Consider the following 25,469-nt stretch of genomic DNA (forward strand, 5'->3'; position numbering starts at 1 on the left):
CGGAGGCGGGCGGGGGAGCGATCCCTCGCCCGCCTCCGTCTCCTGCGCGGGCTGCAGGGTCTCCGCGTCGTCGATGACAGACTGTCCGCATGACCGGAATCGTCGTCGACAGCGTCAGCAGATCGTTCGGGCAGGTGCACGCCGTGCAGCGCGCGACCCTCCACGCGGCACCGGGTCGGGTCACCGGACTGGTCGGCCCGAACGGCGCGGGCAAGACCACGCTGCTCCTCATGCTCGCCTCACTGCTCGCTCCTGACAGCGGCTCCATCCGGATCGCCGGGGTCGACCCCTCCTCCGATCCGCTCGCCGCCAGGCGACTGCTCGGGTGGATGCCGGATTCGCTCGGCGCCTGGCCCTCTCTCACCGCACGCGAGACGATCCACACGACAGCGCGGCTCTACGGGATGCCCTCGCAGGCGGCATCCGCTCGGGCGAGCCAGCTCCTCGACCTCGTCGGACTCGCCGGTCTCGCCGATTCGCCGGCGAAGGTGCTCTCGCGCGGGCAGAAGCAGAAACTTGGACTCGCCAGGGCGCTCGTGCACGACCCGCAGGTGCTGCTGCTCGACGAGCCGGCATCGGGTCTGGATCCCGAGGCTCGCGTGCAGCTGCGGGTGCTGCTCCGTCAGCTCGCGGCTCAGGGGCGGACGATCCTGATCTCGAGCCACATCCTCTCCGAGCTCGAGGAGGTGATCGACGATGCCGTGTTCCTCGTGTCGGGAACGGTGATCGACGCGGTTCCCGCTCAAGCCACGGTGCGCGCGTGGCGGATACGGCTCGTCGGGGCGTCGGACGCCCGGCAGAACGCGGACGCCTGGCAGATCGCATCCGTGCTCGGCATCCCGCCCGAGACTCTCGGCGTCGACCGCGGCACGGTCATCGTCGGCTTCGTCGGAGAGGACGCCGCCGCCGATGCGCTGCGCGCCCTCATCGGCGCCGGCCTCGCCGTCTCGGAGTACGCGCCGGCGCAGAGCGCCCTGGAGCACACCTTCCTCCAGCTGCATCCGGGGAACGCCCCGATCGGAGGCGCGTCATGAACCTCTCGAACATCGGGATCATCGCCCGGCTCGAACTGACCCAGCGCCTGCGCAGCGTGGGCTGGTACGTGCTGCTCGGAGTGTTCGCTCTCGTACTCGTCGGCGTGACGGCCCTCGCGTTCGCGGTGTTCTCCGGCGGCGACACCGTCGGCGCCGGGGTCTATTCGGTCGTCGTGAACATGGTGCTGCTGCTCGTCATCCTCCTGTCGCCCACTCTCAGCGGCAACGCGATCAACGGGGATCGGGATGCTGCGACGCTGGCGGCCGTGCAGGTCACGAGCGCGTCGACCGGCGACATCATGCTGGGCAAGCTCGTCGCGGCGGTCGCGAGCGGCGGAGCGTTCCTCGTCGTCGCGCTGCCGTTCCTGGCCGGATCTCTGCTCGGAGGAGGGGCGAGCCCGCTCGTGCTCCTCGTGTCGCTGCTCGTGCTCGCGGTCGAGATCGTCATCGTCGCCGCGATCGGTGTGGGTCTGAGCGGACTCATCGCCCGCCCGCTCTTCTCGGTCGCCACGACGTATCTCGCCGTCGCCGCGCTCGCGATCGGCTCGCTGATCGTGTTCGGGCTCGGCGGCATGGCGATCCGCAGCGAGGCCACGAGCTATTCACGGCCCTACGACTACGACACGGGACAGCCCGACTGCGAGCGGTGGGAGACGTACACCCAGGAAGTGCCGCGCTTCGATCTCGTCTGGTGGGTCCTCGCCGCGAACCCCTTCGTCGTGCTCGCCGACGCGACGCCCACCGAGTACTCCGAGAGCGGCTATCCCGTCGATCTGTTCGGGCAGATCAAGTACGGCGTGCGGTCGGCCCAGCAGTCGCCGCTCGAGCAGCGCTACGACGCGTGTGAAGACTCCTCTGGCTACTCCTCGAACGCCCGGGAGGTGATCGACTCCTCGGTGCCGAGCTGGTTCGTCGGCCTCGGGGTCCAGGTGGTCATCGCAGGTTCCTTGTTCGCGGGAGCGTGGGGCCGCACGCGGACCCCGGCGCGGCGGCTGCCGCCGGGTACGCGGATCGGCTGACCCCTCGGCATCCGCCGCCGGCCTGCGCCGCTAGAGTTCCTCCATGGACCGGCCGACGGATGGCGCGAGGCCTCGCGCACGAGGGATCATCGCCGTCGTCACAGTGGTCGCACTGCTCGCCACCGGATTCGGTCTGTCTCTCGCGATCGGCGACGCTCTCGGCATCAGCACGCAGCCGGCGCAGCGGATGGGCGGGACCGCTGCTGCCGTGGTCGAGGCGGCGGCGCCGGTCCCCGCGCCGCGGATCATGCTCGCGGAACAGCCGTCGGATGCGCGTCTGACGGCGGCAGCCGACGATCTCGCCGACGCACTCGACGGCGTGGGGACGCAGGGGGAGATCGCGCTCCGACTCGTCGTCGGAGACGGAGCGGATGCCGGTGACGACTCTTTCGCCTTGAGCGAGGACACCTCGGGACTGCTCATCGATGCCGCCGGGCCGATCGGCGCGGCCAGGGGCGTCTACGAGCTCGCCGATGCCGTGCGTCAGGGGCGGGATGTGCGCGACGGCATCGGAGCGCACCCGGCGTCGCGGCTCGGGCTGAGGATGACCGATCTCGGTGCGGTGGGCGTCGTCGCCGACCCCGAGGAGTGGCGAGACGGCACCGACTATTCGCACGCCTCGAAGGCCTTCGCCGCCGTGCTCACGGCCGACCCGCCGTACATCGACGAGGAGGCACTCGCCGACGCGTATCAGGATTTCGATGACTACCTGCGTCGCGTCGTCTCCGACGGCTACAACGCGATCGCGTTCCCCGGACTGGTCGAGTTCCTCACGTTCGGGGACGCCGGTGTGTATCCCGAGGGCGATGGACACATCGCGAAGGCGCTGGCGCTGCGCGAGGCGTTCACCCCGTTCTGGAATCGTGCCGAAGAACTCGGCGTGCGGATCTTCCTCCGCACGGACATGCTGACCCTCACCGAGCCGCTGGAGGCCTACCTCACCGAGCGCTTCGGGTCGCTCGACACCGAGAACCCCGAGCTGTGGGACGTGTACGCCGCCGCGATCGATGAGCTGTACGCCGCAGCGCCCGCGCTCGACGGCGTGCTCATCCGCATCGGCGAGGCCGGGCGCGTCTACGACGTCGAGGGCTGGGACTATTACTCCTCGCTGGCGGTGACCACACCGGACGCCGTGCGGTCGATGCTCACCACACTGAGCGACCAGGCCGAGCGCGCCGATCGCGAGCTGATCTTCCGCACCTGGAGCGTCGGGGTGGGAGCCGTCGGCGACATGCACACCAATTCCGCGTCCTACGAGGCGGTGCTCTCCGGCATCGATTCCCCGGCGCTGATCGTCTCGACGAAGTACACGCTCGGCGACTTCTACAGCTGGCTGCCGCTCAACGACACCCTGCTGCAGGGGGAGCAGCGGCGCATCGTCGAGTTCCAGAGCAGGCGCGAGTTCGAGAACAACGGAGCGTTCCCGAACGACCTCGGTGCCGAGTACGCCTGGGCGCTGCAGACGCTGCTGGCGGGCAACGATCGCATCGAGGGGATCTGGTCGTGGGCGCAGGACGGCGGGCCCTGGCGTGCGGGGCCCATGATCCTCTACGGCAAGGCCGGCTTCTGGCAGCTCGCCGACCTCAACTCGCAACTGGCCGTGCGTCTCGCGATGACGCCGGACGCCGACCCCGCGGTGATCACCGAGGACTGGATCCGCGAGTGGTTCTCCGACGACCCCGCGACCGTCGAGGGGATCGCGGCGGCCATGTCGCTGTCGCGCACGGCGATCGAACAGGGCCTCTACATCGCCCCGTACGCGGAGCAGCGGGTCGCGGCGATCGGCCTGGAGCCGCCGCCCATGATGTGGATCTTCGAGTGGGACATCCTCACCGGCGACTCGGCGGCGCTCGATGTGATCTACGCGATCGTGAAGGACGATCTCGATGCCGCTGTGGACGGCGGGGCTGCGGCGATCGCCGCCGTCGACGAGATGCAGACCCTGGTCGAGGCGACGGATGCCGGGACCTGGCGCGACCCTGAGCTCCGAGACATGATGCTCGGAGCGCTCGCCTACGAGCACGACGTGCTGAGGCTGCTGGGCGACTACCGTGCGATGGTGCTCGCTCAGGCGCAGTGGCACGACACCCTGTCTGCGGAGTCCTACGCCGCGTGGCAGACCGCGAGGACCGCGTTCAGCGGGAGCGCCGCCGGACATCTGCGCACGTACCAGGGAGACGTCGACCACCCGGCCTTCAACCTCACCGCGGCCCAACTCGGAGTCGAGCGTGCGGATCGCGACCTCGCGATGTCCTGGTGGGCACGTGCATTGCTCCTCGGCGTCGTCGGCTGGCTCGCCCTCGGTGCGCTCGGGTCGAGAGCCGTCCGGACCCGTACGCGGGTGCCTCTTGCGTTGCGGTCGCTCGGCCGCGCGGCCGCTGCGACGTGGACGGCAGCCACCAGGCCGTGGCGAGCGGGGGAGGGCCTCGCCGATCCGGCCGCGCGAGCGCTCGTGGTCGCCGTGCCTGCGGCGATGCTCGTGGCGACGCGGTTCGTGCAGACGTCGGCCCTCTCCTGGACGCATCCCCTCCTCACGCTCGGCGCCTGGGGACTGTTCGTAACTCTGGTGCTGCTGCTCGCGCGCCGCCTGTCGCCGTGGCCGTTCCTCGCCGCCGTCGGCGGGGTCGTCGTGCTCCGATGCGCCCTCGCGCTGTTCGCGCTCTCGTTCAGCGGCCCCGGCGGATATTGGTTCGCGTTCTGGACCGACCCGGTTCGGCGCTCCGTCTACGTGACGGTGGCGGTGGCCCTGTTCCTCTGGCTGTTCGTCGCGGCGGGCTGGGCGCTCGCGATCAGTCTCGGCCGGCGCCGGGCGACGGGCTTCGTGATCGCGGGAATCGGCGCCGCGCTCGCCGCGCCCGCGGCGTTCATCGCTGTCGTGGGGCTGGAGTCGGCGCTGACGCTGTGGAACGACGAACTCGGTCTGCTGCCCTGGGGGCTGTCCCGGATCCTCGGGATCACCGTCTACCTCGACATCCCCGCCGACACGGCCGCCGTCGCCGCCGGGGCCGGGGTGGCGCTCCTCGCGATCGGACTCGTCCTCGCGATACCCGGACGTCGCCGCGGGGCCGGGCTGCCTCCGGCATCCGGTGTCGGTGCCGCCGCCTAGACTCGTAAGGCCATGACCGAAGCCCCTCTCATCGTTCCCCCGACCGCCGGCCCCCAGGGGCAGGACGACCTTCTCGCGGGTCTCAACCCCCAGCAGCTCGAAGCCGTCACGTACCGCGGCCCGGCGCTGCTCATCGTCGCGGGCGCGGGGTCGGGCAAGACGAGCGTGCTCACCCGGCGCATCGCCTCGCTGCTGCGGGCGCGCGAGGCGTGGCCGAGCCAGATCCTCGCGATCACGTTCACGAACAAGGCCGCGGGCGAGATGCGTGAACGCGTCGAGGCGATCGTCGGCGATGCGGCGCGCGGTATGTGGATATCGACGTTCCATTCCGCGTGCGTGCGCATCCTCCGACGCGAGGCGGAGCAGTTCGGCTTCACGAAGTCGTTCACCATCTACGACTCCGGTGACTCGCGAGCGCTCATCAAGCGGCTGGTGAAGGAGCACGAGGCCGACGCCTACGGTCTCACGCCGGCATCCGTCCAGTCCCGGATCTCGAAGCTCAAGAACGAGCTGTCGGATGCCGAGGGCTATGCCCGTCAGGCCAACATGACGGACCCCGCCGAGCGCATCTTCGTCGAGCTCTTCGCCGACTACCAGCGGCAGCTGCAGAAGGCGAACGCCTTCGACTTCGACGACCTCATCGGCCAGACCGTCTACCTCTTCCGGGCGTTCCCGCAGGTCGCCGACACGTACCGCCGCCGATTCCGGCACATCCTCGTCGACGAGTACCAGGACACCAACCACGCGCAGTACGCGCTCATCCACGAGCTCACACGACCCGTGTCCGGCGACACGCCGGATCCGTATGCCTCGAACGGCATGATGATCTTCGAGCCGGAGACGACGCCCGAGCTCGACGGCGCCTCGCTCACCGTCGTCGGCGACTCCGATCAGTCGATCTACGCCTTCCGCGGCGCGGACATCCGCAACATCAGCGAGTTCGAGCGCGACTTTCCCGGGGCCCGTGTGGTGCTCCTCGAGCAGAACTATCGGTCGACGCAGAACATCCTGTCCGCGGCCAACTCCGTCATCGGCAACAACTTCGACCGCAAGGACAAGAAGCTCTGGAGCGACAAGGGCGACGGCGACAAGATCATCGGCTTCACGGGGTACTCGCAGCACGACGAGGCCCAGTTCGTGGCGGACGAGGTCGAGTCGCTCCGTCGTGCGGGCTACCCGTACTCCGAGATGGCCGTGTTCTACCGCACCAACTCGCAGTCGCGCGCGCTCGAAGAGATCTTCATCCGCTCGGCCGTGCCCTACAAGATCATGGGCGGCACGAAGTTCTACGAGCGCGCCGAGATCAAGGACGCTCTGGCGTACCTCGTCGCCGTCGCCAACCCCGCCGACGAGATGGCCCTGCGCCGCATCCTGAACAAGCCTCGTCGAGGCATCGGCGACGTCACGGAGACGGCCATCGCCCGCTTCGCCGAGGAGCACGGCATCACCTTCCGTCAGGCGCTGATGGTGCCGGGGCAGCTCGGTGTCGGGCCGAAGATCCAAGCGGCCATCGCGCAGCTCGATGCGGTCCTCGTGCAGGCGACCGAGATCATGCTCCCCGCCTCCGGCGAGGTACCGGCGCCGACCAGCGTCGCCGAGGGGCTGAGCACTCTGCTCTCCGGCAGCGGATACCTCGACGCGCTGCGCGCGAGCCGTGATCCGCAGGACGAGGCGCGGGTCGAGAACCTCGACGAGTTCGTCGCCGTCGCCCGCGACTTCGCCCGCAACAACCCGGAGGGAACGATCGTCGACTTCCTCACCGAGGTCGCCCTGGTCTCCGATGCCGACGACCTCGACGACGAGTCCGGCTCGGTCTCGATGATGACGATGCACACCGCCAAGGGCCTCGAGTACGACGCCGTGTTCGTGACCGGTGTCGAGGAGGATCTGATCCCGCACCGGATCTCGGCGAACGAGCCCGGTGGCCCGCAGGAGGAGCGACGACTCTTCTACGTCGGCATCACCCGCGCGCGCAAGCGTCTCCATCTCTCTCTGGCGATGACCCGAGCACAGTTCGGCGAGGTCTCGGTCGCGATGCCCAGCCGGTTCCTGCAGGAGATCCCCGCCGGTCTCATCGACTGGCGGCAGTCGCCCGGCGATGTCAACTCGCGCGGTGGAATGCAGTCGCGAGCGCTCAACGCGCGTCGCGCAGGCGGCTCCGGGAGCTCGGGGTCGAACGACCGTTTCGCGGTGAAGGCGCTTCCCGGTCGCGATTCGCTCAAGCCCCTCTCCACCGCGATGGACAAGTTCCCGAACCGCGTCACGGCCAAGATGCGCGACAACGGTGACCTCGAACTGGCCGCGGGCGACCGTATCCGTCATTCCGATTTCGGTGAGGGGCGCGTCGACGCGATCACCGGTGAAGGGGCCAAGCGCATCGCGCACGTCCGATTCGACTCGGCCGGTCAGAAGAAGCTGCTCATCAAGGTCGCCCCGATCGAGAAGATCTGAGCATCGCGAGGGTCGAGCCTCGTGAGTGACGGACCCTGAGAAGTTCCGACACAAGCGGTCGGATGCCGCGGGTCCGGGCATCCCAGACGGTTAGGCTGGCTGATATGGCCCTGTTCTCCCGCCGCAAGAAGTCCGAAGACGACGTCGTCGAGTCGGCGACCGAGTCCCTCGCATCCGCTGATACCGAGGGCACCGAGACCGCTGCGGGGACCGACGCCGACCCGACCACGATCGAGGAGCCGACGCCGACCATCGGCATCTCGGTGCAGGCGTTCCGCGGTGTCGGGGCGCAGGCCGGCCCCGAGGTGTCGCTCGACCCCGAGGCGAGCGCGGCTCCCGCGAGCGCCGCGGCGCCGCCGCAGTCCGCGCCTTCTGCGGCCCCTGCCGCGCCGGCGGCTGCTCCGGCACCTCAGGAACGCAAGCTCCCCCTGGCTCCGGCGACCCCGCCCGAGCAGACCGAGACCATCGCGGGGATGAAGGACAACGTCCTGCTCCGCGAGTCGCTCGTGCAGATCGAGCAGGGCGCCACCAACGAACAGATCCTCGGCGTGCTCCGCCAGGCGCTGCAGGGGCATCTGTACATCCGGGTCAACGGCGACGCCCGCACGCAGATCAGCGAGGGCAAGCCCTTGTCGGTCGCGGTGGTGCGCGACGGCGAGCGGCAGTTCATGCTCGCCTTCAGCTCGGCCGCCGCCGTTCGTGACTCCGTCCAGCTCGAGAAGGATCCCTCGGCGACCTCGGCCGTGGCGCAGCCCGTCACCTCGGTGCTGCAGCAGGTCGTCGCCGGCGACTTCGCCGGCCTCATCGTCGACAACGCCTCGGCTCCGCACCGCGTCGTGTTCCCGACCGAGCTGCTGCAGAAGGCGCTCGAACAGGCCGACGTCGACATGACCGTGAAGACGATCCTCGCCGCTCCTCGGCAGCAGGACTCCGCCTCCCGGCTGGGCGACGCGCTGGTCGGCACCCGCATGTGGGTCGCGGTCAACGACGGCGGCGGCGAGGGCGCTCCGGTCGGCATCGCCGAGGCGCAGACGCCAGACGGCAAGCGGTTCCTCCAGCTCTTCTCGCACCCGCTCGAGGTGATCGCGCTCGGACGCGGCGACAAGCCGCTCCCGTTCGAGCCGCTGCAACTGGCCAAGGTGCTCGCCGGCCACCCCGAGATGGCCGGTGTGATCGTGGACCCCGCCGGTCCCACGCTGGTGATCGAGCGCGACGCGCTCGCGCCCGTGCTCGCTCTCGCGACGGACGACGCCTGATCGGGGTTCCCCGGACCGACACGGCGCTCTAGGGTCGAGGCATGGCCTCAGAGCGCGTGACCCTGACTGTCGTCGACCCCGATGGAGAGCGCGAGGTCGTGCTCTCCAGCCCGAACAAAGCGGTCTGGCCGTCGCCCTCGGGGTCGGACTCGCCGATCACCAAGGCCGAGCTCGCCGAGTACTTCCAGATCGTCGCGGAGCCGTTCCTCGAGGCGAACGGCAACAGGCCGGTGTCGCTCGAGCGCTTCCGTGACGGCGTGGGCTCTGCGGACGGCGCCCGTCCCCAGGGCTTCTTCTCGAAGAATCCGCCCAAGGGAACGCCCGACTACGTCGATGCCGTGATGGTGACGTACAACAGCGGGCGACAGCATCCGCAGATCGTCCTGAACCGGCCGAGCGCGATCGTCTGGGCGGCGCAGATGAACACCATCGTGTTCCATCCGTGGGCGTCGCTCGCGACCGATGCGGACAACCCGGTCGAGCTGCGCATCGACCTCGATCCGCAGCCGGGCACGGTATTCGCGGATGCCGTCGTCGCCGCGCACGCGCTGCGCGAGGTGCTCGACGAGGTCGGGCTCACCGCCTTCGTGAAGACCAGTGGGAATCGCGGCCTGCATGTCTTCGCGCCGATCGCGCCCCTCCACGAGTTCCTCGACGTCCGTCACGCCGTGATCGCGGCTGGGAGGGAACTCGAGCGACGCATGCCCCGGCAGGTCACGATGAACTGGTGGAAGGAGGAGCGCGGTCAGCGCATCTTCATCGACTTCAACCAGGCGAATCGCGACCGGACCATGGCCGGTGCCTACAGCCCGCGCGCCCTTCCCGGCGCCACGGTGTCGACACCCGTGCACTGGGACGAACTCGACGGCGTCGACCCGGCGGCCTTCACCGTCCGCAGCATCCCTGGCCGGTTGGCCGACGCGGGCGACCCGTGGGCGGGAAAGCAGGCCGCACCCGGGCGCATCGACACGCTCCTGGAGTGGTGGGAGCGCGACAAGGCGAGCGGCCTCGGCGAGCTGCCGTTCCCCCCGGAGTTCCCGAAGATGCCGGGGGAGCCGCCTCGGGTGCAGCCCAGCAAGAAGGTGGCGGCGAACTGGACCGACGAGGGCGAGCCCGCGGAGGGCTGATCCTCAGTCGAGCACGTCGGCGAGGTCGTACCCGGCGACGGTCTCCAGCTGTTCGTAGGTGCACGAGCGCGCATCGCGATCGGGGCGCCACCGGTCGAACTGCACGGTGTGCCGGAACCGCGCGCCCTCGAGCTGGTCGTAGCGGACCTCGAGCACGCGTTCGGGGCGCAGGCGCACGAACGACACGTCCTTGGAACCGCTGAAGCGCGAACGCTCGCCCTCGGCAGTGACGGCCGCGCCGTCGTCGTCGCGCTCGACGAGGGGAGCGAGCTCCTCGACCAGCTCCCGCCGGCGCGCGTCGCTCCACGCCGCGACCCCGCCGACCTGGCGGAGCACGCCGTCCGCGTCGTAGAGGCCGACGAGCAGCGATCCGACTCCGGAGCCCGACTTGTGCACGCGATATCCCAGCGCGACGACGTCGGCGGTGCGGGCATGCTTGATCTTGATCAGCGTGCGCTTGCCGGGTGCGTACGGCTGATCGAGCGGCTTCGCGACGACCCCGTCGAGGCCGGCGCCCTCGAACTCGGCCAGCCAGCGCACCGCGGCATCCCGATTCCGCGTCGTGCGGGTGAGGTGGATCGGATCCGGCACGCCGTCGAGGAGGGACTCGAGTCGCGCGCGGCGCTCCGCGAACGGCAGCTGCTGCAGATCGTCGTCGCCCTCGGCGAGCAGATCGAAGGCGACGAACATGGCCGGCGTCTCCGTGGAGAGCCGGATGATTCGGGAGGCCGCGGGGTGGATGCGCTGGCTGAGTGCTTCCCAGTCGAGCCGCTGCGCCCCCGCCGGTCCGGTCGCCACGACGATCTCCCCGTCGAGCAGACAGGGTCGAGGAAGCAACCGGGAAACGGCCTCGACCAGCTCGGGGAAGTAGCGGGTGAGAGGCTTCGCGCCGCGGGATCCGATCTCGACGGACTCGCCGTCCCATGCGATCAGGCCGCGGAAGCCGTCCCATTTCGGTTCGAACAGCAGGCCGCCGGCGGTCTTCGCCGGGTCGGGGACGGCCGCAGCGGCCTTCGCCAGCATCGGTGCGGGGATGACGTAGCTCATGACTCCCATCCTGGGGTCGCGGATGCGAGTACGCCAGGGGCTGGGCGAGGAGGGGGGCTCTTGGCTCAGCCGAACAGCTCGTCGAGGGTCGCCGGGGTACCGGCGTCCGCCAGCACGGTGCGCGCGGCGTACCACCCGGCCATGCCGTTGACGCCGGGGCCGGGGGGAGTGGCTGCCGAGGAGAGATACACACCGGGCATCGGTGTGCGCCACGGCACCGGGCTCAGCACAGGGCGGCGGATCGCCTGGCGGATCATGAACGCCCCGCCGATCACGTCGCCACCGATCTCCGAGGGGTTGACGGCCTCTCGGGAGGACGCCGGGACCGAGTGGTGGGCGAGGATCAGATCGCGGAACCCGGGGGCGAACCTCTCGATCTGCGCGGTCACCAGCTCGGTGGCGTCGATGCCCGATCCGTGCGGCACATGGATGTACGACCACAGTACGGCCTTGCCCTCAGGTGCCCGGCTCGGGTCGAAGACCGACGGCTGCACCGCGAGGACGTAGGGGCGCTCGCTCACGGTCCCGTGGGCGACCGCGTTCTCGCTCGCCCAGACCTCTGCTTGCGTCCCACCGACGTGCACGGTCGGGGCCTGCGCGACCTCGGCGTTCGTCCACGGGATCGGGCCGTCGAGGGCGAAGTCGACCTTTGCGACGCCCGCACCGTAGCGGTAGCCGCGGATCGCCGCCGCGTACCGCGGCGGGATCCCCGGGTGCGTGAGCGTGAGCCTCGGCGAGGAGTTCAGCAGCACGACATCGCCGCGCGCCGGGTCTCCCCAGTCGAGCGATCCGAGATCGTCGACGCGATGCCCGGCCTCGACCGTGCCTCCGTGCGCTCGCAGGTCGTCGACGAGGGCGTCGGCGATGCGCTGCGCGCCGCCGCGGGGATACATCCATCCGCCCGCATGACCGTGGGCGGCGATGAGCAGTCCCGCGGCGGCTCCCGCCAGCGAGGGGAGGGGTGTCGTGCCGTGTGCCAGGACTCCCGCGAGCAGTGCAGCTGCCTCGTCCGTTCGGAACGTCCGACGGGCGAGAGGCGTGCCCTGCTCCAGCATCCGGATCGCGTACCGGAACGCGGTGATCGGTTCTCGTGGGATGCGCAGCATCTGGCTGCCGGTGAAGTCCACGACGCCGTCGATGTGCGAGCTGAGCGGTCGCAGGAGTGCCCGCCAGGCCTGCGCGTCCTCACCGAGACCGGATGCCGTGCGCTCGATGTCGCGCCAGGCGATGCCGGCGCGGCCGCCGTCGAGCGGATGCGCGTACGAGATCTCCGGATGGATCCAGTCGATGCGCTCGGCCAAGCCGAAGGCCCGGAACACGGGAGAGGTGAGGGCCGCGGGGTGCACCGCCGAGCAGACGTCGTGGAGGAATCCGGGGAGCGTCGCCTCGGTGGTGCGGATGCCGCCGCCGATCGTGTCCGCGGCCTCGAGCACGGTGACCTCGTACCCGGCGCGGGCCAGGGAGACTGCGGCCACGAGGCCGTTCGGGCCGGATCCGATCACTGTCGCACGTGCCATGCCGCCAGTCTCCCACGGTGCGCGCGTCAGACGAGACCCGGTGCGCGCATCCGCCGCGAGGTGCGAAAATGGAGATGATGAATGAGATCCAGGGTCCCACCCCCACCGGCACCTCCCGTCCGTACCGATCCCTCACCGAAGCGCTGCGTGCGCATCGCATCGCGCAGGAGAACTACGAGTTCATCACCGCGATCACGGATGCCGTCGGAATCTCCTCGTTCATCGACCGCGGACGCTACATCGAGGCGATCCGCCGGGGCGAGGGTGCCGCGCTGCACATCGGCCGCACCTACACCAACGGCTTCACCGAGGACGAGGTCATCGTGATCGGCTCCACGCCGTTGCGACTCCAGCCGAGTGAGGGCCGTGCACCGTACTTCTACGTCGTGCACCCGAGCGAGTATCCCCAGGTGAGTGCGCCAGGGGTCCGCTCGAAGCGCCCCGCGGTCGCCCGCACGTCGACGCCCCGCGCATCGGCTCCCCGCACGCCCGCGGCTCCCCGAGCCGAGCGCACCCCGAAGCCGGTCGAGCGCGACTACGGCGTGTGCGATGTGTGCTTCATGGTCAAGACGCCCGCCGGCGGCTGCGGCTGCGACTGACCCCGGCCAGGGTCAGGCGAAGGCGCTCATCCCGGTGATGTCGCGGCCGAGCAGCAGCGCCTGCACGCTCTCCGTGCCCTCGTAGGTGTGGATGGCCTCGATGTCGGCCATGTGCTGCATGACGCCGTTCTCGAGCAGGATGCCGTTGCCGCCGAGCAGATCCCGGGCTGTCGCGGCGACACGGCGGGCGGCGCGGGTGTTGTGGAACTTCGCCAGGGATGCCTGCGTCGGGCGCAGCTCGCCGGCCGTCTCGAGATCGGCGAGCCGACGGCAGTACAACTGCATCGCGGTGAGGTCCTCGAGCATGTGCGTCAGGCGCTCCTGCACCATCTGGAACTTCGCCAGCGGCTTGCCGAACTGCACTCGGGTCGTGGCGTAGGCGAGTGCGGCCTCGTAGCATGCGGTGGCGTGGCCGAGGGCCGACCAGGCGACTCCTGAGCGCGTCGCGTACAGCACGGTGGAGGCGTCCTTGAAGCTCTTCGCGCCCGGGAGGACCGCACCGAGGGGCAGGCGCACGTCGTCGAGGCGGATGTGTGCCTGGTGGATCGCACGCAGTGACGCTTTGCCGCGGATGACGGTGCCCGTGTATCCGGGCATGCTCTGCTCGACCAGGAAGCACCGCACGGCGCCGTGCTCTGCGGCATCCGGATCGTCGACCCGCGCCCAGACGAAAGTGATGCCGCCGGATGCTCCGTTGCCGATCCACTTCTTCGTGCCGCGCAGCACCCACTCATCGCCGTCGCGGCGCGCGACGGTCTCGAGTGACACCGAGTCGGAGCCGTGGTCGGGCTCGGTGAGGGCGAAGGAACCGAGCACCGAGGCGTCGGCGAGGCCGGTGAGCCACCGCTGCTGCTGCTCGGGGGAGCCGAAGAGGGCGAGCGTGCGGAGCGCGAGGCCTCCCTGCACGGCGAGGATCGTGCCCAGGGAACCGTCGCCGCGGGAGATCTCCATGTTCACGAGTCCTGCCGCGAGTGGGGAGAAGCGGGTCAGGGCAGGATGCTCGATCCCGTCGACCACGAGGTCGAGCTCCCCCATGCGCCGTGCGGCGTCGAGCGGATACTCGGCACGATCCCACGCGTCCGCCATCTGCGGTGCCACCTCGTCGACGTAGGCCCTGGCGCGATCCCAGGCCTCGCGATCGGCATCCGGGATGTCGGCGAAGACGGCGTAGTAGTCGGTGTCCTGACGGGAGGAGACGTCGTACGACGACACGCTCTCGCCGGGGAACGACGCGGTATCAGTGCTCATGGAGACTCCTTCGTGACACTAGGTATCGTACTCCTCGACACTGGGTGTCACTGTCGGATCCGTTCGTGCCGCCCGGCATCCGACCTGCCGGGTCCGCGCGTGCGGCGGCGTCCGACTCGTCTGGTGTGAAAGGTCGGAGATTCGCGGCGACACGCCGGAGGCCCGGGCCGGAACGCGGCGTGTCGCGCCGTCGCTCCGACTTTTCGCACGCGGCGGGGGAGCGGATGCCGCGTCTCGCGCGTGTGTCAGTCGAGCTGCGCGCGCAGGCGTCGGGTGACCTCGGCCATCGGCATCGTGCGGGGGAACACCGCCACGACCACATCATCCGCCGAGTCGGACGGCGCATCCGCGGCCACCCCGAAGCGGCGGCGGACGTCGACGAGTGCGTCGTGCAGCGTCGACAGCGGCACCTTCTTCGTTCCGCGCAGCAGTTGGCGCAGCACGTGGTTGTGCACGGCGGTGACGAGGGCGGCGAACCCGACGGCATCCAGCGGGTCGATGCCGGGGAGGGATCGCCGGAGGTACTCGTCGAACAGGCGCTCGTAGCGGAACACGGTGATGATCTCGCGTTCGCGCAGCACGGGCACCTCGCGGACGATCTGGTAGCGGCGTCTGGCGAGTTCCGGGTCGCGGGCGAAGTGCGAGAAGACGTATTCGGATGCCGCGCACACGGCTTCCCACGGATCGTCGTGGCCCTCGGCGAGGAACAGCCGCAGGTGCTCGATGAGCGCCTCGTGGTCGGTGAAGACCACATCCTCTTTGCCGCCGAACTGGCGGAAGAAGGTGGAGCGGGAGACGCCGGCCGCCTTCGCGATCTGCTCGACGGAGGTCTGCTCGAACCCCTGGTTCTGGAACAGCTCGAGCGCAGCGGCGACGACGGCGGAGCGCGGTTCGGAGATGTCTCGCATGACGAAAGCCTAGAACGTCGGTGCTCGCCGCACCGCTGCCCTCCACAGGGGGCCCGCGGCGCGGGAGCGTCCAGGGTGAGGTAGTAGGCTGGGGGACTGGTCGATGTCTCGACATCGAGAGAAAAACCAGGCCGCAATCCAGTGAAGGAAACACAGTGGATCTGTACGAGTACCAGGCACGAGACGTTTTCGAGAAGTACGGAGTGCCGGTCCTCGCCGGCATCGTCGCCGACACCCCCGAGGAGGTGAAGGCAGCCGCGGAGAAGATCGGCGGTGTGGTCGTCGTCAAGGCCCAGGTCAAGACCGGTGGTCGCGGCAAGGCCGGCGGTGTCAAGGTCGCCAAGACTCCCGACGAGGCGTACGAGGCCGCGAAGGCCATTCTCGGCCTCGACATCAAGGGCCACATCGTCAAGCGCGTCATGGTCGCGCAGGGTGCCCGCATCGCGCAGGAGTTCTACTTCTCGGTGCTGCTCGACCGTGCCAACCGCTCGTACCTCTCGCTCTGCAGCGTCGAGGGCGGCATGGAGATCGAGGAGCTCGCGGTCGAGCGCCCCGAGGCTCTCGCCCGCGTCGAGGTCAACCCGCTCACGGGCATCGACAAGGACAAGGCCGTCGAGATCGCTCGCGCCGCGAACTTCCCCGAGGACCTCGTCGAGAAGGTCTCCGACGTCTTCGTGAAGCTCTTCGACGTCTACAAGGGCGAGGACGCGACGCTCGTCGAGGTCAACCCGCTCGTCCGCACAGAGGAGGGCGACATCATCGCCCTCGACGGCAAGGTCACGCTCGACGACAACGCGAGCGAGATCCGTCACCCCGAGCACGAGGAGCTCGAGGACAAGGACGCGGCAGACCCGCTCGAGGCGAAGGCCAAGGCGAACGGCCTCAACTACGTCAAGCTCGACGGCGAGGTCGGCATCATCGGCAACGGCGCGGGTCTCGTCATGTCGACCCTCGACGTCGTCGCCTACGCGGGCGAGAACCACGGCGGCGTGAAGCCCGCCAACTTCCTCGACATCGGCGGCGGCGCCTCGGCGGAGGTCATGGCCAACGGCCTCGACGTCATCCTCGGCGACCCGCAGGTCAAAAGCGTGTTCGTGAACGTCTTCGGCGGCATCACGGCGTGCGACGCCGTCGCCAACGGCATCAAGGGCGCTCTCGAGACCCTGGGCAGCACGGCATCCAAGCCGCTCGTCGTCCGTCTCGACGGCAACCGCGTCGAGGAGGGTCGCGCGATCCTCGCCGAGTACGCGCACCCGCTCGTCACCCTGGCCGCCACCATGGACGAGGGCGCCGACAAGGCCGCCGAGCTCGCCAACGCCTGATCGCCGACGCTGAGACATAAGGACTAGAAGAATGTCGATCTACCTCAACAAGGACTCCAAGGTCATCGTCCAGGGCATCACCGGCGGCGAGGGGACCAAGCACACCGCGCTCATGCTGAAGGCCGGCACCCAGGTCGTCGGAGGCGTGAACGCCCGCAAGGCCGGCACCACGGTCGAGCACACCGATAAGGACGGCAACGCCGTCTCGCTGCCCGTCTTCGGTTCGGTCGAAGAGGCCATCAAGGAGACCGGCGCCGACGTGTCGATCGCCTTCGTGCCCGGAGCCTTCACCAAGGCCGCGATGATCGAGGCCATCGACGCCGAGATCCCGCTGCTCGTCGTCATCACCGAGGGTGTGCCGGTCGGCGACTCGGCCGAGGCCTGGGCCTACGCGCAGAGCAAGGGCAACAAGACCCGCATCATCGGCCCGAACTGCCCTGGCATCATCACCCCCGGTGAGGCGCTCGTCGGCATCACGCCGGCCAACATCACCGGCAAGGGCCCGATCGGCCTCGTGTCGAAGTCGGGAACCCTGACGTACCAGATGATGTTCGAGCTCCGCGACCTCGGCTTCTCGACCGCCATCGGCATCGGCGGCGACCCGGTCATCGGCACCACGCACATCGACGCGCTCGCCGCGTTCGAGGCCGACCCCGAGACCAAGGCGATCGTCATGATCGGCGAGATCGGCGGCGACGCCGAGGAGCGCGCGGCCGACTACATCAAGGCGCACGTCACCAAGCCGGTCGTCGGCTACGTCGCGGGCTTCACGGCTCCCGAGGGCAAGACCATGGGCCACGCCGGCGCCATCGTGTCGGGCTCGGCCGGTACCGCGCAGGCGAAGAAGGAGGCCCTCGAGGCCGCTGGCGTCAAGGTCGGCAAGACGCCCTCCGAGACCGCCGACCTGATGCGCGCGATCGTAGAGGCGCTCTGACGCGGTAGACTGTTCGACGAAGGCCCCGGGCTCCACCCCGGGGCCTTCGTTCGTCTTCCGGCGGATGTGCCCGGGGCGTCGCGCGTCGTTCTGCGTCGGTTTTGTCGGCGCGGATGCCGTTCTGCAGGCGCGATGCATTGGAGTTGAGCCTGCAAAGTGAACACAGCGCCTACAAAGCGCACCGGACGAGGGAGCAGCACCCGGAGACGACGAACGGGGCGGATGCCGCAGCAGCCGCCCCGTTCGTCCGAGAGCCGTCAGGCGCCGAGCAATGCTTCGATCGGACCGCGGGCGAAGAACAGCACGAAGCCGGCGCCGACCACCCACAGCAACGGGTGGATGCTCTTCGCACGACCCGAGAACGCGTTCACGACGATCCAGCTCACGAAGCCGGCCCCGATGCCGTTCGCGATCGAGTAGGTCATCGGCATCACGGTGACTGTGAGGAACACCGGAAGGAGGACACGGAAGTCGCTGAGATCGATGTTCTTGATCTGCGAGAGCATCATCGCGCCGACCAGCACGAGGGCGGCAGCGGCGACGCCGCTCGGGACCAGCGAGGTGAGCGGAGTGAAGAACATCGCCAGCAGGAACAGGATGCCGGTGATGGTGGTGGCGAAACCGGTGCGCGCACCCTCGCCGATGCCGGAGCCGGACTCGACGAAGACCGTCGCCGACGACGACGACGTGCCTCCACCGACGATCGCTCCGACGCCCTCGACCACGAGTGCCGACTTGATGCGCGGGAAGTCGCCCTTCTCGTCGGCGAGCCCGGATTCCTTCGCGAGACCGGTCATGGTGCCCATCGCATCGAAGAAGTTCGAGAACAGCAGGGTGAACACGAACATCACCAGAGCGACGACACTGACCTTGCCCAGGTCGAACCCGAAGTCGACCTGACCGATGAGGCTGAGATCGGGGAGTCCCACGAGGCTGCCTGAGAACGCGAAGCCGAGACCCTCCGTGGGCCAGATGAGGTTCGCGAGCGCGGCGATGAGCGTGCCGCCGACGAGGGCGATGAGGATCGCGCCCTTGACCCGCAGCGCGATCAGGACGCCGCCGATCAGGAGGGTGATGACGAACAGAACCGTCGGCAGCCTGGCGACGGAACCGCCGATGCCGAGGTCGACGGGCGGCGACGCGTTGTTCGTCGCCGTGACGAACCCGGCGTTCACGAAGCCGATGAACGCGATGAAGAGGCCGATGCCGACGGTGATCGCGAGCTTGAGCTGCACGGGGACGGCGTCGAAGATCAGCTTCCGCAGGCCGGTCGCGGCGAGCAGCACGATGATGACGCCGTTGATCATGACCAGCGCCATGGCCTCCGGCCAGGTCACGGAGCCGACGACGGTGAACGCGAGGAACGCGTTGATGCCGAGGCCGGCGGCGAACGCGAACGGCAGGCGGGTGACCACACCGAACAGGATCGTCATGACGCCCGCGGTCAGAGCGGTCGCCGCGGCGACCGCGGGGCCCTCGAGCCTTATCCCATTGATGTCGGGGGTCGACAGGATCAGCGGGTTGAGGATCACGATGTAGGCCATCGTGACGAATGTCACCAGACCCCCTCGCACCTCGGTGCCGATCGTGGAACCGCGCTTGCTGATCTCGAAGAAGCGGTCGAGCGCGTTCGTGGGCTCGGTGCCGTTCTGGGTGGGGGACGGGGCAGTTGTCATCGGGAACCTCCGCTGGAGACGATATCGCGTCGCCCACGACGCGCGCGCCCCGAGGGCACTCCTGGCATCTCGTCGTAGTCTCGAAGGGCTATGCAACGCCTCCTCGTCGCGCTCCTCGCGGCCTTCGACGCCGCGATCGCCGCGGCCATCGGTCTGGCCGTGCTGCTCGCACCCCTGACGCTCCTGTGGACCCTCGCGTTCGGCGCCGACGCGGACTGGGGGACACTCTGGCCCCTGACCGGCACGCTGTGGCAGTTCGGGCACGGGGCGGCCATCGACATCTCCCTGCCCACCGAGGTCGTCACCGCCGTCGGCATCGCACCAGAGGCAGCGGAATTCGTCCTCTCGGTGACTCCGCTGGCATTCCTCGTCTTCACGCTGCTGTTCGCGGCGCGGTCGGGCGCGCGCGCCGCGAAGGCCGGTGCCTGGGCGCTGGGAGCGCTCGGCGGCAGTATCGCCTTCGCGGCTATCGCGGCCGTCGTCGCTGTGACCTCGGCGCTCGAGATCGCGCGCACCTCCACCGTCGCGGCCATCCTCCTGCCGAGCGCCGTCTATCTGATCGGCGCCTTCTGCGGGGCGATCCGCGTGGCCTGGGAAGACGGTGATTCCGGAGTCGTCGACCGTCTGCACGACCTGGTGGACTCCTGGGGTGACTGGGGCCCGGTCACCGGGTCGGTCGTGCGGGGCACCGCGGTCGCGGTCGTCGGAGTGGTGGGCACGTCGGCCCTCGCCGTCGGCCTCATGGCCCTGCTGCGCGCTGGCGAAGCCGTCACGCTGTTCGAGACGGTGCGCACCGATCTGCTCGGCCTGATCGTGATGTCGCTCGGGAACCTCGCCTACCTGCCGACGCTCATCGTCTGGGCGGCGTCCTGGCTCGCCGGCCCCGGCTTCGCCGTCGGCGTCGGCACGGCCGTGTCGCCCGCGGGCACGAACCTCGGCGTCGTGCCCGGCATTCCCGTGCTGGGACTGCTGCCCGAGAATGGATCGATCTGGATGCTCGTGGTCGTGCTCGTCCCGATCGCAGTCGGCGCCTTCGCCGGATGGGTCGTGCGCTCACGGCTGGTCTGGGAGGGCACGCCGCTCCGCCTTCCGCAGCGGGGCGTCATCGCCCTCGGCATCGCCGTGCTGACCGGAGGCGTCGCGGCGCTCGCCGCGCTGCTCGCGAGCGGATCGATCGGACCGCAGCGGCTCGCCGTGGTCGGTCCCGACGCGCTGATGTTCGCCCTCGCGCTCGGTGGCGAGGTGCTGGTGGGCGCGGCCATCCTGCTGCTGGCTCCCCGCCATCGCGATGAGCTCGCCGAGGAGCGCACCGACCGCTGGATCGCCGAGATGACGGCATCCGATCTGCTGCGCGAGACGACGCGGTCGGGAACCGACCGGTCCGATGCCCGCGACGACGGACGACCGGATGCCGCATCGCCGAGTGATGTGCCGGTCGAGGCGACACCGACCGGCGCAGGCATGACGGATGCCGATGAGACGGCGCCTCTCGACGATCTGCCGCCGCGCGGATCCAGCCGCTGAGGCTCCCGGTCACTGCATCGGGAGATCGTCGCACGCCCGCTCCGGTGGCGGACACACGGCACGGCGTGGCGAGCGCGCGCCGGTAGACTGGGCGCGTGCTCACGGTCGCCGTTCTCATCTCGGGCACTGGCTCGAACCTCCGCGCTCTCCTCGAAGCCGCTCGTCACCCCGACTTCCCCGCGCGGATCGTCGTCGTCGGTGCCGACCGCGAGGCCGACGGCCTCGCGCACGCCGAGGAATTCGGCATCCCCAGCTTCACCGTGCCGTGGCGCCAGCACGAGAGCCGCGAGGCCTGGGGCGAGGAGGTGCGCCGTCAGCTCGACGTGTGGGCGCCCGATCTCGTGGTGCTCAGCGGTCTCATGCGGCTTCTACCGCCGGACCTGGTCGCCGCGTACTCGCCGCGCCTGATCAACACTCATCCCGCGTACCTGCCCGAGTTCCCCGGAGCGCACGGCGTCCGTGACGCCCTCGCCTCCGGCGCGACGCAGACCGGTGCCAGTGTGATCGTGGTCGACGACGGCGTCGACACGGGCCCTATCCTCGCGCAGGAGCGCGTGCCGATCGTCGAGGGCGACACCGAGCACAGCCTCCACGAGCGCATCAAGCCCGTCGAACGCCGACTGCTCATCGACGTGGTGCGCCGCATCGCGAGCGGCGACCTCCTGCTGAACGCATCCTGACCACCCCTCCCACGAAGGAGCCCTCCATGGCCGGCCCCCGCCACGACCACTCGCTGTACCGCGACCGCGATTCCGTCCCGATCCGCCGTGCGCTCGTCTCGGTGAGCGACAAGACCGACCTGCTGACGCTCGCCGCGGCCCTCTCCGAAGCCGGTGTGGAGATCGTGTCGACGGGCTCCACCGCGGGGACGATCCGGGATGCGGGCTTCGAGGTCACCGACGTCGCCGCCGTGACCGGTGTCGCCGAGATGCTCGACGGTCGTGTGAAGACGTTGCACCCGAAGATCCACGGCGGACTGCTCGCCGATCTGCGCCTCGAGGACCACGAGCGTCAGCTCGCGGACCTCGAGATCGCGCCGTTCGAGCTCGTGGTCGTCAACCTCTACCCGTTCGTCGAGAGCGTCGCCTCCGGCGCCGAGGGAGACGACGTCGTCGAGCAGATCGACATCGGCGGCCCCGCGATGGTGCGCGCCTCGGCGAAGAACCACGCGAACGTCGCGATCGTCGTCTCGCCAGAGTCGTACCCGTCGATCATCGAGGCGGTCCGCGCCGGCGGCACCACGCTGGTGCAGCGCCGCGAGCTCGCCGCGCGGGCGTTCGCGCACACCGCGGCCTACGACACCGCCGTCGCGTCGTGGTTCGCCGAGGGCACACTGAGCGCTGGCGACGACCTTCCCGCGCACCTCACGATCCAGGCCGAGCGACTCGCGACGCTCCGCTACGGCGAGAACTCGCACCAGCGCGGTGCGATCTACACCCGATCCGGCGGCCACGGCATCGCCCAGGCGACGCAGCTGCAGGGCAAGGAGATGTCGTACAACAACTACGTCGATGCGGATGCGGCCCTGCGCGCCGCCTACGACATGATTAAGCCGGCTGTCGCGATCATCAAGCACGCGAACCCCTGTGGCATCGCAACCACGGCACCGAACGCGCTCGACCCGATCGCCAGCGCCCACCTGCGCGCGCACGAGTGCGACCCGGTCTCGGCCTACGGCGGCGTGATCGCGGCCAACGGCACCGTGACGCTGAAGATGGCCGAGAACCTCAAGGACATCTTCACCGAGGTCATCGTCGCGCCGTCGTTCGAGCCCGCAGCCCTCGAGGTCTTCAAGGCGAAGAAGAACCTGCGTCTGCTGCAGTTGCCCGAGGACTGGCAGCAGGAGCGCATGGACGTGCGCCTCGTCTCGGGCGGCCTGCTGCTGCAGGACGCCGACCGCTTCCCCGACGACATCGTCTCGGTCGCGAAGAACTGGGAGCTCGTCTCGGGCGAGCGCCCCAGCGACGAGGAGATGGAGAACCTCATCTTCGCCTGGAAGGCCTGCCGTGCGGTGAAGTCGAACGCGATCGTCCTCGCGAAGGACAATGCGACGGTCGGCGTCGGCATGGGGCAGGTCAACCGTGTCGACTCGTGCCGCCTCGCGGTCGAGCGTGCGGGTGAGCGCGCGGCCGGCTCGGTCGCGGCATCCGATGCCTTCTTCCCGTTCGCCGACGGCGCTCAGGTGCTCATCGACGCCGGCATCACGGCGATCGTGCAGCCGGGCGGATCGGTGCGCGACGAGGAAGTGGTGGATGCCGCCCGCAAGGCCGGCGTGACCATGTTCTTCACGGGAGAGCGCCACTTCTTCCACTGAGACAGCCCCCGGCTGTCGCCGAGACCCCCGTGTGTTCGCGTGAATACACGGGGGTCTCGGCATTCGGCGGGGGTCGGCGGGTCGCGGACTCGTCGTTGGCGGGGGAGGACTCAGAGGATCACGATCGCGGACATCGCGACGGTGGACGCCGTCATGGTGACATGGTGCAGTCGATGCGTCCACGCGCGTTCCCCGTGCAGCGCTACCGCCCCGAGGACGATCGCCCCGAGGCCGAGGGCACCGGCCATCAGCTGCGGCATGTCCGCACCCCCACCGTGCCTGTGACCGTGCGCACCCGTCACCGCCTCGCCGCCCGGCCCCATCGCCGTCATGAGGAGGATGAGGGCGGCCGTCGAGACGAGCCCGAGGGCGAGATGAGCGGTGAGCAGGCTCGATCCGGCGCCCGCGTTCGGCCTACCCGCGCGCGGCGATCGGCAGCCCGCGGCGAGAGCGAGCGCGGCGGGGAGCATCACGGCGAACCACACGATCGGCGGCAGCAGCGCCACCGTCATCGCATCGGTCATGCCGACGACCATCAGAGCTCCGGCGGCGAGTTCGGGGCGTCCGATCGTGCGCCGCATCAGGCCGAGGGAGCCTGCACCGACCAGCGCCGCTGCCAGCGCCACGACGTGCAGGACCTCGCTCATCGGGGCGTGTCGGCTGCGGCCGGGTCGTGCACCGACACCCGACGCCATGCGGTCGCGGCGACATCGGCGGGCGCCGCCGCCGCGAAGGCGATCGCTCCCGCTGCCACGTCGATCGCGACCGTGAGCTTGGTCTCCCACCGCAGGTGCTCGGGCTGGTCCGCGCGCGCTCGCACCGAGATGGGCGCATCCGGGATCGCCCCGAACGCGAGGGCCCGCTCCCGATCGTCGATGACGGCGGCGAGCTCCGCGGCGTCGGTCAGACACCGATAGCGGGGCACGCTCGTCGTCTCGTACGGCGAGTACTCGCCGGCCGCGAGCGTCTCGTCGAGGAAGTGGTTCGTGTGCACCATCGCCCGTCCTCGTGGGGCGGGCAGCACCGCGACTCCGGCAGGGGAGACCTCCACGGCCGCCGCCGACGGGATGGTGCCGTCGAATGCGACGACCGTGAGCACGCTCGACGCGGCGAGGGGGACCGACCGCGCCAGGTCGACGGCCTCGTCCACCGTGCTCGCGCGGTCCAGGATCATGCGGGCGAGCACGTGCACGGGGACTCCCGCCTGCGAGCCGTCCGTCCGGTGATGCAGGATGTTGAAGTGCAGGCCGAGGCCGCGATCGTTCACGCCGATCTTCGCCGGCTGGCCGAACTCGCAGAATGTCACGACACGCGCCCCCGACGACGACCGAAGTCGCCGCACCACCGTCTCGTTCGAGAGTGTCTCGTGCCAGTCCCAGGTCTGCAGGGTGCGCGGAGGCGTCGCATCGTCGGGCACATGCACGACGGTCGAGCACTCCATCGAGGGCGTCATGCGCGCGAGGATCTCGGTGCGCGCCGTGAGCAGGTGCACGTCGGGGAGCGACAGCCCGCTTCCATCGGCGACGCCGGCGAATTCGGCGGCGATCTCGGGCGCGACCTCCTCGATCACCGCGCGGCAGTCGTCGGCGACCGCTCGTGCGCTCTCCGGGCTGACACCCGACTGCACGAACAGTCGAAGGTAGGAGTCCCGGGCGGCGTGCAGCTGCGCGGACCAGTGCGCGCCGAAACGCGCACCCTCGTCGTACGGAGCATCCGCGTGCGATGACCACTCGTGCACGATCATTCGTCGCCTCCGATGCGGTCGACGAGCTCGGCGACATCGCCGTAGGGGCATCCGCGATCGCGCGCGGCGGCGGCCACCCTCCGCCGCACCTCGCGCGGCTTGTCCTGGCTGACCTTGAACACCGCGCGCTGCTCGAGGACCTCGAAGCGGAACGACACGATCCCGCCGACGATCCGCTCGAAGGTGGGCAGGGAGCTCGTCATGTCCCATGACGTCGGCTCCAGCGCTTCGAGTTCTGCGACCGTCCGCGTGACGACGTGCATGCCGTCGGCCGCCTCCTCGAGCACGGTCACCCTGGCCGTGAGATGCACGGCCGCGTAGTCCCAAGTGGGCACGTTCGGGTCGTCGGCGTACGTGGTGGGGGAGACGTAGCCGTGGGGGCCCGAGAACACCAGGAGCACCGAGTCGCCATCGGAGATCTGCTGCCACTGCGGGTTCTTGCCGGCGATGTGACCGAGCAGCTCGGCGCCGACGAACCCGCCGTCCGGTGCCATCCGCTCGATGATGACGGGCGTGTGGGTGACCGTGGGGGCGCCATCCGCCCCGCCGCCGTTGGAGACGATGAGGGCGAACGGATGCCGACGCACCAACTCGTTCACCTCCTGCTGCGAGGGGGCGAGGTACTTCTCGAACTCGTACACGA

General features: G+C 69.7%; 20 protein-coding genes. 12 read left to right on the plus strand and 8 right to left on the minus strand.

Translation table 11 applies throughout. The features are described from left to right. Positions 1–89 precede the first annotated feature (89 nt). The 6 genes from ACI3KS_RS00535 to ACI3KS_RS00560 all read left to right on the plus strand — a co-directional run bounded on the left by ACI3KS_RS00535 (position 90) and on the right by ACI3KS_RS00560 (position 9,993). The gene (locus ACI3KS_RS00535; protein WP_404914090.1) at positions 90–1,034 is read left to right on the plus strand and encodes an ABC transporter ATP-binding protein; all 945 of its coding nucleotides are present in this window, start codon (positions 90–92) and stop codon (positions 1,032–1,034) included. Further along, positions 1,031–2,053 carry an ABC transporter permease gene (locus ACI3KS_RS00540; RefSeq protein ID WP_404914092.1) on the plus strand — a complete coding sequence of 341 codons (1,023 nt, stop codon included), beginning with the start codon at positions 1,031–1,033 and terminating at the stop codon, positions 2,051–2,053. Before ACI3KS_RS00535 ends, ACI3KS_RS00540 begins: the two co-directional genes overlap by 4 nt. A gap of 43 nt (positions 2,054–2,096) precedes the next feature. Continuing rightward, positions 2,097–5,159: a hypothetical protein gene (locus ACI3KS_RS00545; RefSeq protein WP_404914094.1), complete on the plus strand. Its 3,063-nt coding sequence runs from the start codon at positions 2,097–2,099 to the stop codon at positions 5,157–5,159. A gap of 12 nt (positions 5,160–5,171) precedes the next feature. Then, positions 5,172–7,610 (plus strand): ATP-dependent helicase, encoded by a 2,439-nt coding sequence (locus ACI3KS_RS00550; protein ID WP_404914096.1) that lies wholly within the window; start codon positions 5,172–5,174, stop codon positions 7,608–7,610. Positions 7,611–7,714: 104 nt separating this feature from the next. Then, the gene (locus tag ACI3KS_RS00555) at positions 7,715–8,866 is read left to right on the plus strand and encodes an SseB family protein (protein ID WP_404914098.1); all 1,152 of its coding nucleotides are present in this window, start codon (positions 7,715–7,717) and stop codon (positions 8,864–8,866) included. A 41-nt stretch (positions 8,867–8,907) separates the two neighbouring features. Then, positions 8,908–9,993 carry a DNA polymerase domain-containing protein gene (locus ACI3KS_RS00560; RefSeq protein ID WP_404914100.1) on the plus strand — a complete coding sequence of 362 codons (1,086 nt, stop codon included), beginning with the start codon at positions 8,908–8,910 and terminating at the stop codon, positions 9,991–9,993. A 3-nt stretch (positions 9,994–9,996) separates the two neighbouring features. Here the strand turns inward: ACI3KS_RS00560 and ACI3KS_RS00565 are convergent, their stop codons facing one another. Beyond that, positions 9,997–11,040 (minus strand): ATP-dependent DNA ligase, encoded by a 1,044-nt coding sequence (locus ACI3KS_RS00565; RefSeq protein ID WP_404914102.1) that lies wholly within the window; start codon positions 11,038–11,040, stop codon positions 9,997–9,999. Between the two features lie 65 nt (positions 11,041–11,105). Continuing rightward, positions 11,106–12,557, minus strand: a complete 1,452-nt coding sequence (locus tag ACI3KS_RS00570; protein ID WP_404914104.1) for a phytoene desaturase family protein — start codon at positions 12,555–12,557, stop codon at positions 11,106–11,108. Positions 12,558–12,625: 68 nt separating this feature from the next. Here ACI3KS_RS00570 and ACI3KS_RS00575 point away from each other — a divergent pair, with 68 nt between their 5' ends. After that, positions 12,626–13,156 carry a hypothetical protein gene (locus tag ACI3KS_RS00575; protein WP_404914106.1) on the plus strand — a complete coding sequence of 177 codons (531 nt, stop codon included), beginning with the start codon at positions 12,626–12,628 and terminating at the stop codon, positions 13,154–13,156. A gap of 12 nt (positions 13,157–13,168) precedes the next feature. On the opposite strand, the gene ACI3KS_RS00580 is transcribed toward ACI3KS_RS00575, so the two are convergent. Both ACI3KS_RS00580 and ACI3KS_RS00585 read right to left on the minus strand, forming a co-directional pair. After that, the gene (locus ACI3KS_RS00580) at positions 13,169–14,404 is read right to left on the minus strand and encodes an acyl-CoA dehydrogenase family protein (protein WP_404914108.1); all 1,236 of its coding nucleotides are present in this window, start codon (positions 14,402–14,404) and stop codon (positions 13,169–13,171) included. 245 nt (positions 14,405–14,649) lie between these two features. Beyond that, complete coding sequence (locus ACI3KS_RS00585) at positions 14,650–15,312, minus strand: TetR/AcrR family transcriptional regulator (protein WP_404914110.1); 663 nt, start codon at positions 15,310–15,312, stop codon at positions 14,650–14,652. Positions 15,313–15,467: 155 nt separating this feature from the next. Between ACI3KS_RS00585 and sucC the strand changes: the two genes are divergently transcribed. Next, a complete protein-coding gene (gene sucC / locus ACI3KS_RS00590) occupies positions 15,468–16,634 on the plus strand; it encodes an ADP-forming succinate--CoA ligase subunit beta (protein ID WP_404914112.1) in 1,167 nt (388 codons plus the stop codon). Positions 16,635–16,665: 31 nt separating this feature from the next. Then, the gene (sucD, locus tag ACI3KS_RS00595; RefSeq protein WP_404914114.1) at positions 16,666–17,568 is read left to right on the plus strand and encodes a succinate--CoA ligase subunit alpha; all 903 of its coding nucleotides are present in this window, start codon (positions 16,666–16,668) and stop codon (positions 17,566–17,568) included. A gap of 257 nt (positions 17,569–17,825) precedes the next feature. Here sucD and ACI3KS_RS00600 read toward each other — a convergent pair whose 3' ends face one another. After that, complete coding sequence (locus ACI3KS_RS00600; RefSeq protein WP_404914116.1) at positions 17,826–19,244, minus strand: NCS2 family permease; 1,419 nt, start codon at positions 19,242–19,244, stop codon at positions 17,826–17,828. A gap of 90 nt (positions 19,245–19,334) precedes the next feature. Between ACI3KS_RS00600 and ACI3KS_RS00605 the strand changes: the two genes are divergently transcribed. The 3 genes from ACI3KS_RS00605 to purH all read left to right on the plus strand — a co-directional run bounded on the left by ACI3KS_RS00605 (position 19,335) and on the right by purH (position 23,082). Beyond that, positions 19,335–20,768, plus strand: coding sequence for a DUF6350 family protein (locus tag ACI3KS_RS00605; RefSeq protein WP_404914118.1), 1,434 nt, complete (start codon positions 19,335–19,337; stop codon positions 20,766–20,768). 95 nt (positions 20,769–20,863) lie between these two features. Then, positions 20,864–21,448, plus strand: a complete 585-nt coding sequence (gene purN / locus ACI3KS_RS00610) for a phosphoribosylglycinamide formyltransferase (protein ID WP_404914120.1) — start codon at positions 20,864–20,866, stop codon at positions 21,446–21,448. A gap of 26 nt (positions 21,449–21,474) precedes the next feature. After that, a complete protein-coding gene (gene purH, locus ACI3KS_RS00615) occupies positions 21,475–23,082 on the plus strand; it encodes a bifunctional phosphoribosylaminoimidazolecarboxamide formyltransferase/IMP cyclohydrolase (RefSeq protein ID WP_404914122.1) in 1,608 nt (535 codons plus the stop codon). A gap of 110 nt (positions 23,083–23,192) precedes the next feature. Here the strand turns inward: purH and ACI3KS_RS00620 are convergent, their stop codons facing one another. Genes ACI3KS_RS00620 through ACI3KS_RS00630 form a run of 3 tightly spaced genes read right to left on the minus strand, consistent with a single transcriptional unit; the run spans position 23,193 to position 25,467 of the window. After that, the gene (locus ACI3KS_RS00620; RefSeq protein ID WP_404914124.1) at positions 23,193–23,729 is read right to left on the minus strand and encodes a hypothetical protein; all 537 of its coding nucleotides are present in this window, start codon (positions 23,727–23,729) and stop codon (positions 23,193–23,195) included. Then, positions 23,726–24,826: a C45 family autoproteolytic acyltransferase/hydolase gene (locus ACI3KS_RS00625; RefSeq protein ID WP_404914126.1), complete on the minus strand. Its 1,101-nt coding sequence runs from the start codon at positions 24,824–24,826 to the stop codon at positions 23,726–23,728. Before ACI3KS_RS00625 ends, ACI3KS_RS00620 begins: the two co-directional genes overlap by 4 nt. Continuing rightward, complete coding sequence (locus tag ACI3KS_RS00630; RefSeq protein WP_404914128.1) at positions 24,823–25,467, minus strand: FMN-binding negative transcriptional regulator; 645 nt, start codon at positions 25,465–25,467, stop codon at positions 24,823–24,825. The genes ACI3KS_RS00625 and ACI3KS_RS00630 overlap by 4 nt, the downstream gene beginning before the upstream one ends. Positions 25,468–25,469: the final 2 nt, after the last annotated feature.

Origin of the sequence: Microbacterium sp. ZW T5_45 (genome assembly GCF_044987415.1) — a bacterium.
Taxonomy (GTDB): domain Bacteria; phylum Actinomycetota; class Actinomycetes; order Actinomycetales; family Microbacteriaceae; genus Microbacterium.

Excerpts from the sequence above, each read along its gene's own strand:
- ACI3KS_RS00620 (WP_404914124.1), bottom strand. The coding sequence starts at position 23,729 with ATGAGCGAGGTCCTGCACGTCGTGGCGCTGGCAGCGGCGCTGGTCGGT.
- ACI3KS_RS00580 (WP_404914108.1), bottom strand. The coding sequence starts at position 14,404 with ATGAGCACTGATACCGCGTCGTTCCCCGGCGAGAGCGTGTCGTCGTAC.
- ACI3KS_RS00535 (WP_404914090.1), top strand. The coding sequence starts at position 90 with ATGACCGGAATCGTCGTCGACAGCGTCAGCAGATCGTTCGGGCAGGTG.
- ACI3KS_RS00545 (WP_404914094.1), top strand. The coding sequence starts at position 2,097 with ATGGACCGGCCGACGGATGGCGCGAGGCCTCGCGCACGAGGGATCATC.
- ACI3KS_RS00600 (WP_404914116.1), bottom strand. The coding sequence starts at position 19,244 with ATGACAACTGCCCCGTCCCCCACCCAGAACGGCACCGAGCCCACGAAC.
- purH (WP_404914122.1), top strand. The coding sequence starts at position 21,475 with ATGGCCGGCCCCCGCCACGACCACTCGCTGTACCGCGACCGCGATTCC.
- ACI3KS_RS00575 (WP_404914106.1), top strand. The coding sequence starts at position 12,626 with ATGGAGATGATGAATGAGATCCAGGGTCCCACCCCCACCGGCACCTCC.
- ACI3KS_RS00540 (WP_404914092.1), top strand. The coding sequence starts at position 1,031 with ATGAACCTCTCGAACATCGGGATCATCGCCCGGCTCGAACTGACCCAG.
- ACI3KS_RS00555 (WP_404914098.1), top strand. The coding sequence starts at position 7,715 with ATGGCCCTGTTCTCCCGCCGCAAGAAGTCCGAAGACGACGTCGTCGAG.
- ACI3KS_RS00605 (WP_404914118.1), top strand. The coding sequence starts at position 19,335 with ATGCAACGCCTCCTCGTCGCGCTCCTCGCGGCCTTCGACGCCGCGATC.
- ACI3KS_RS00550 (WP_404914096.1), top strand. The coding sequence starts at position 5,172 with ATGACCGAAGCCCCTCTCATCGTTCCCCCGACCGCCGGCCCCCAGGGG.
- ACI3KS_RS00570 (WP_404914104.1), bottom strand. The coding sequence starts at position 12,557 with ATGGCACGTGCGACAGTGATCGGATCCGGCCCGAACGGCCTCGTGGCC.
- ACI3KS_RS00625 (WP_404914126.1), bottom strand. The coding sequence starts at position 24,826 with ATGATCGTGCACGAGTGGTCATCGCACGCGGATGCTCCGTACGACGAG.
- ACI3KS_RS00560 (WP_404914100.1), top strand. The coding sequence starts at position 8,908 with ATGGCCTCAGAGCGCGTGACCCTGACTGTCGTCGACCCCGATGGAGAG.
- ACI3KS_RS00565 (WP_404914102.1), bottom strand. The coding sequence starts at position 11,040 with ATGAGCTACGTCATCCCCGCACCGATGCTGGCGAAGGCCGCTGCGGCC.
- ACI3KS_RS00585 (WP_404914110.1), bottom strand. The coding sequence starts at position 15,312 with ATGCGAGACATCTCCGAACCGCGCTCCGCCGTCGTCGCCGCTGCGCTC.
- sucD (WP_404914114.1), top strand. The coding sequence starts at position 16,666 with ATGTCGATCTACCTCAACAAGGACTCCAAGGTCATCGTCCAGGGCATC.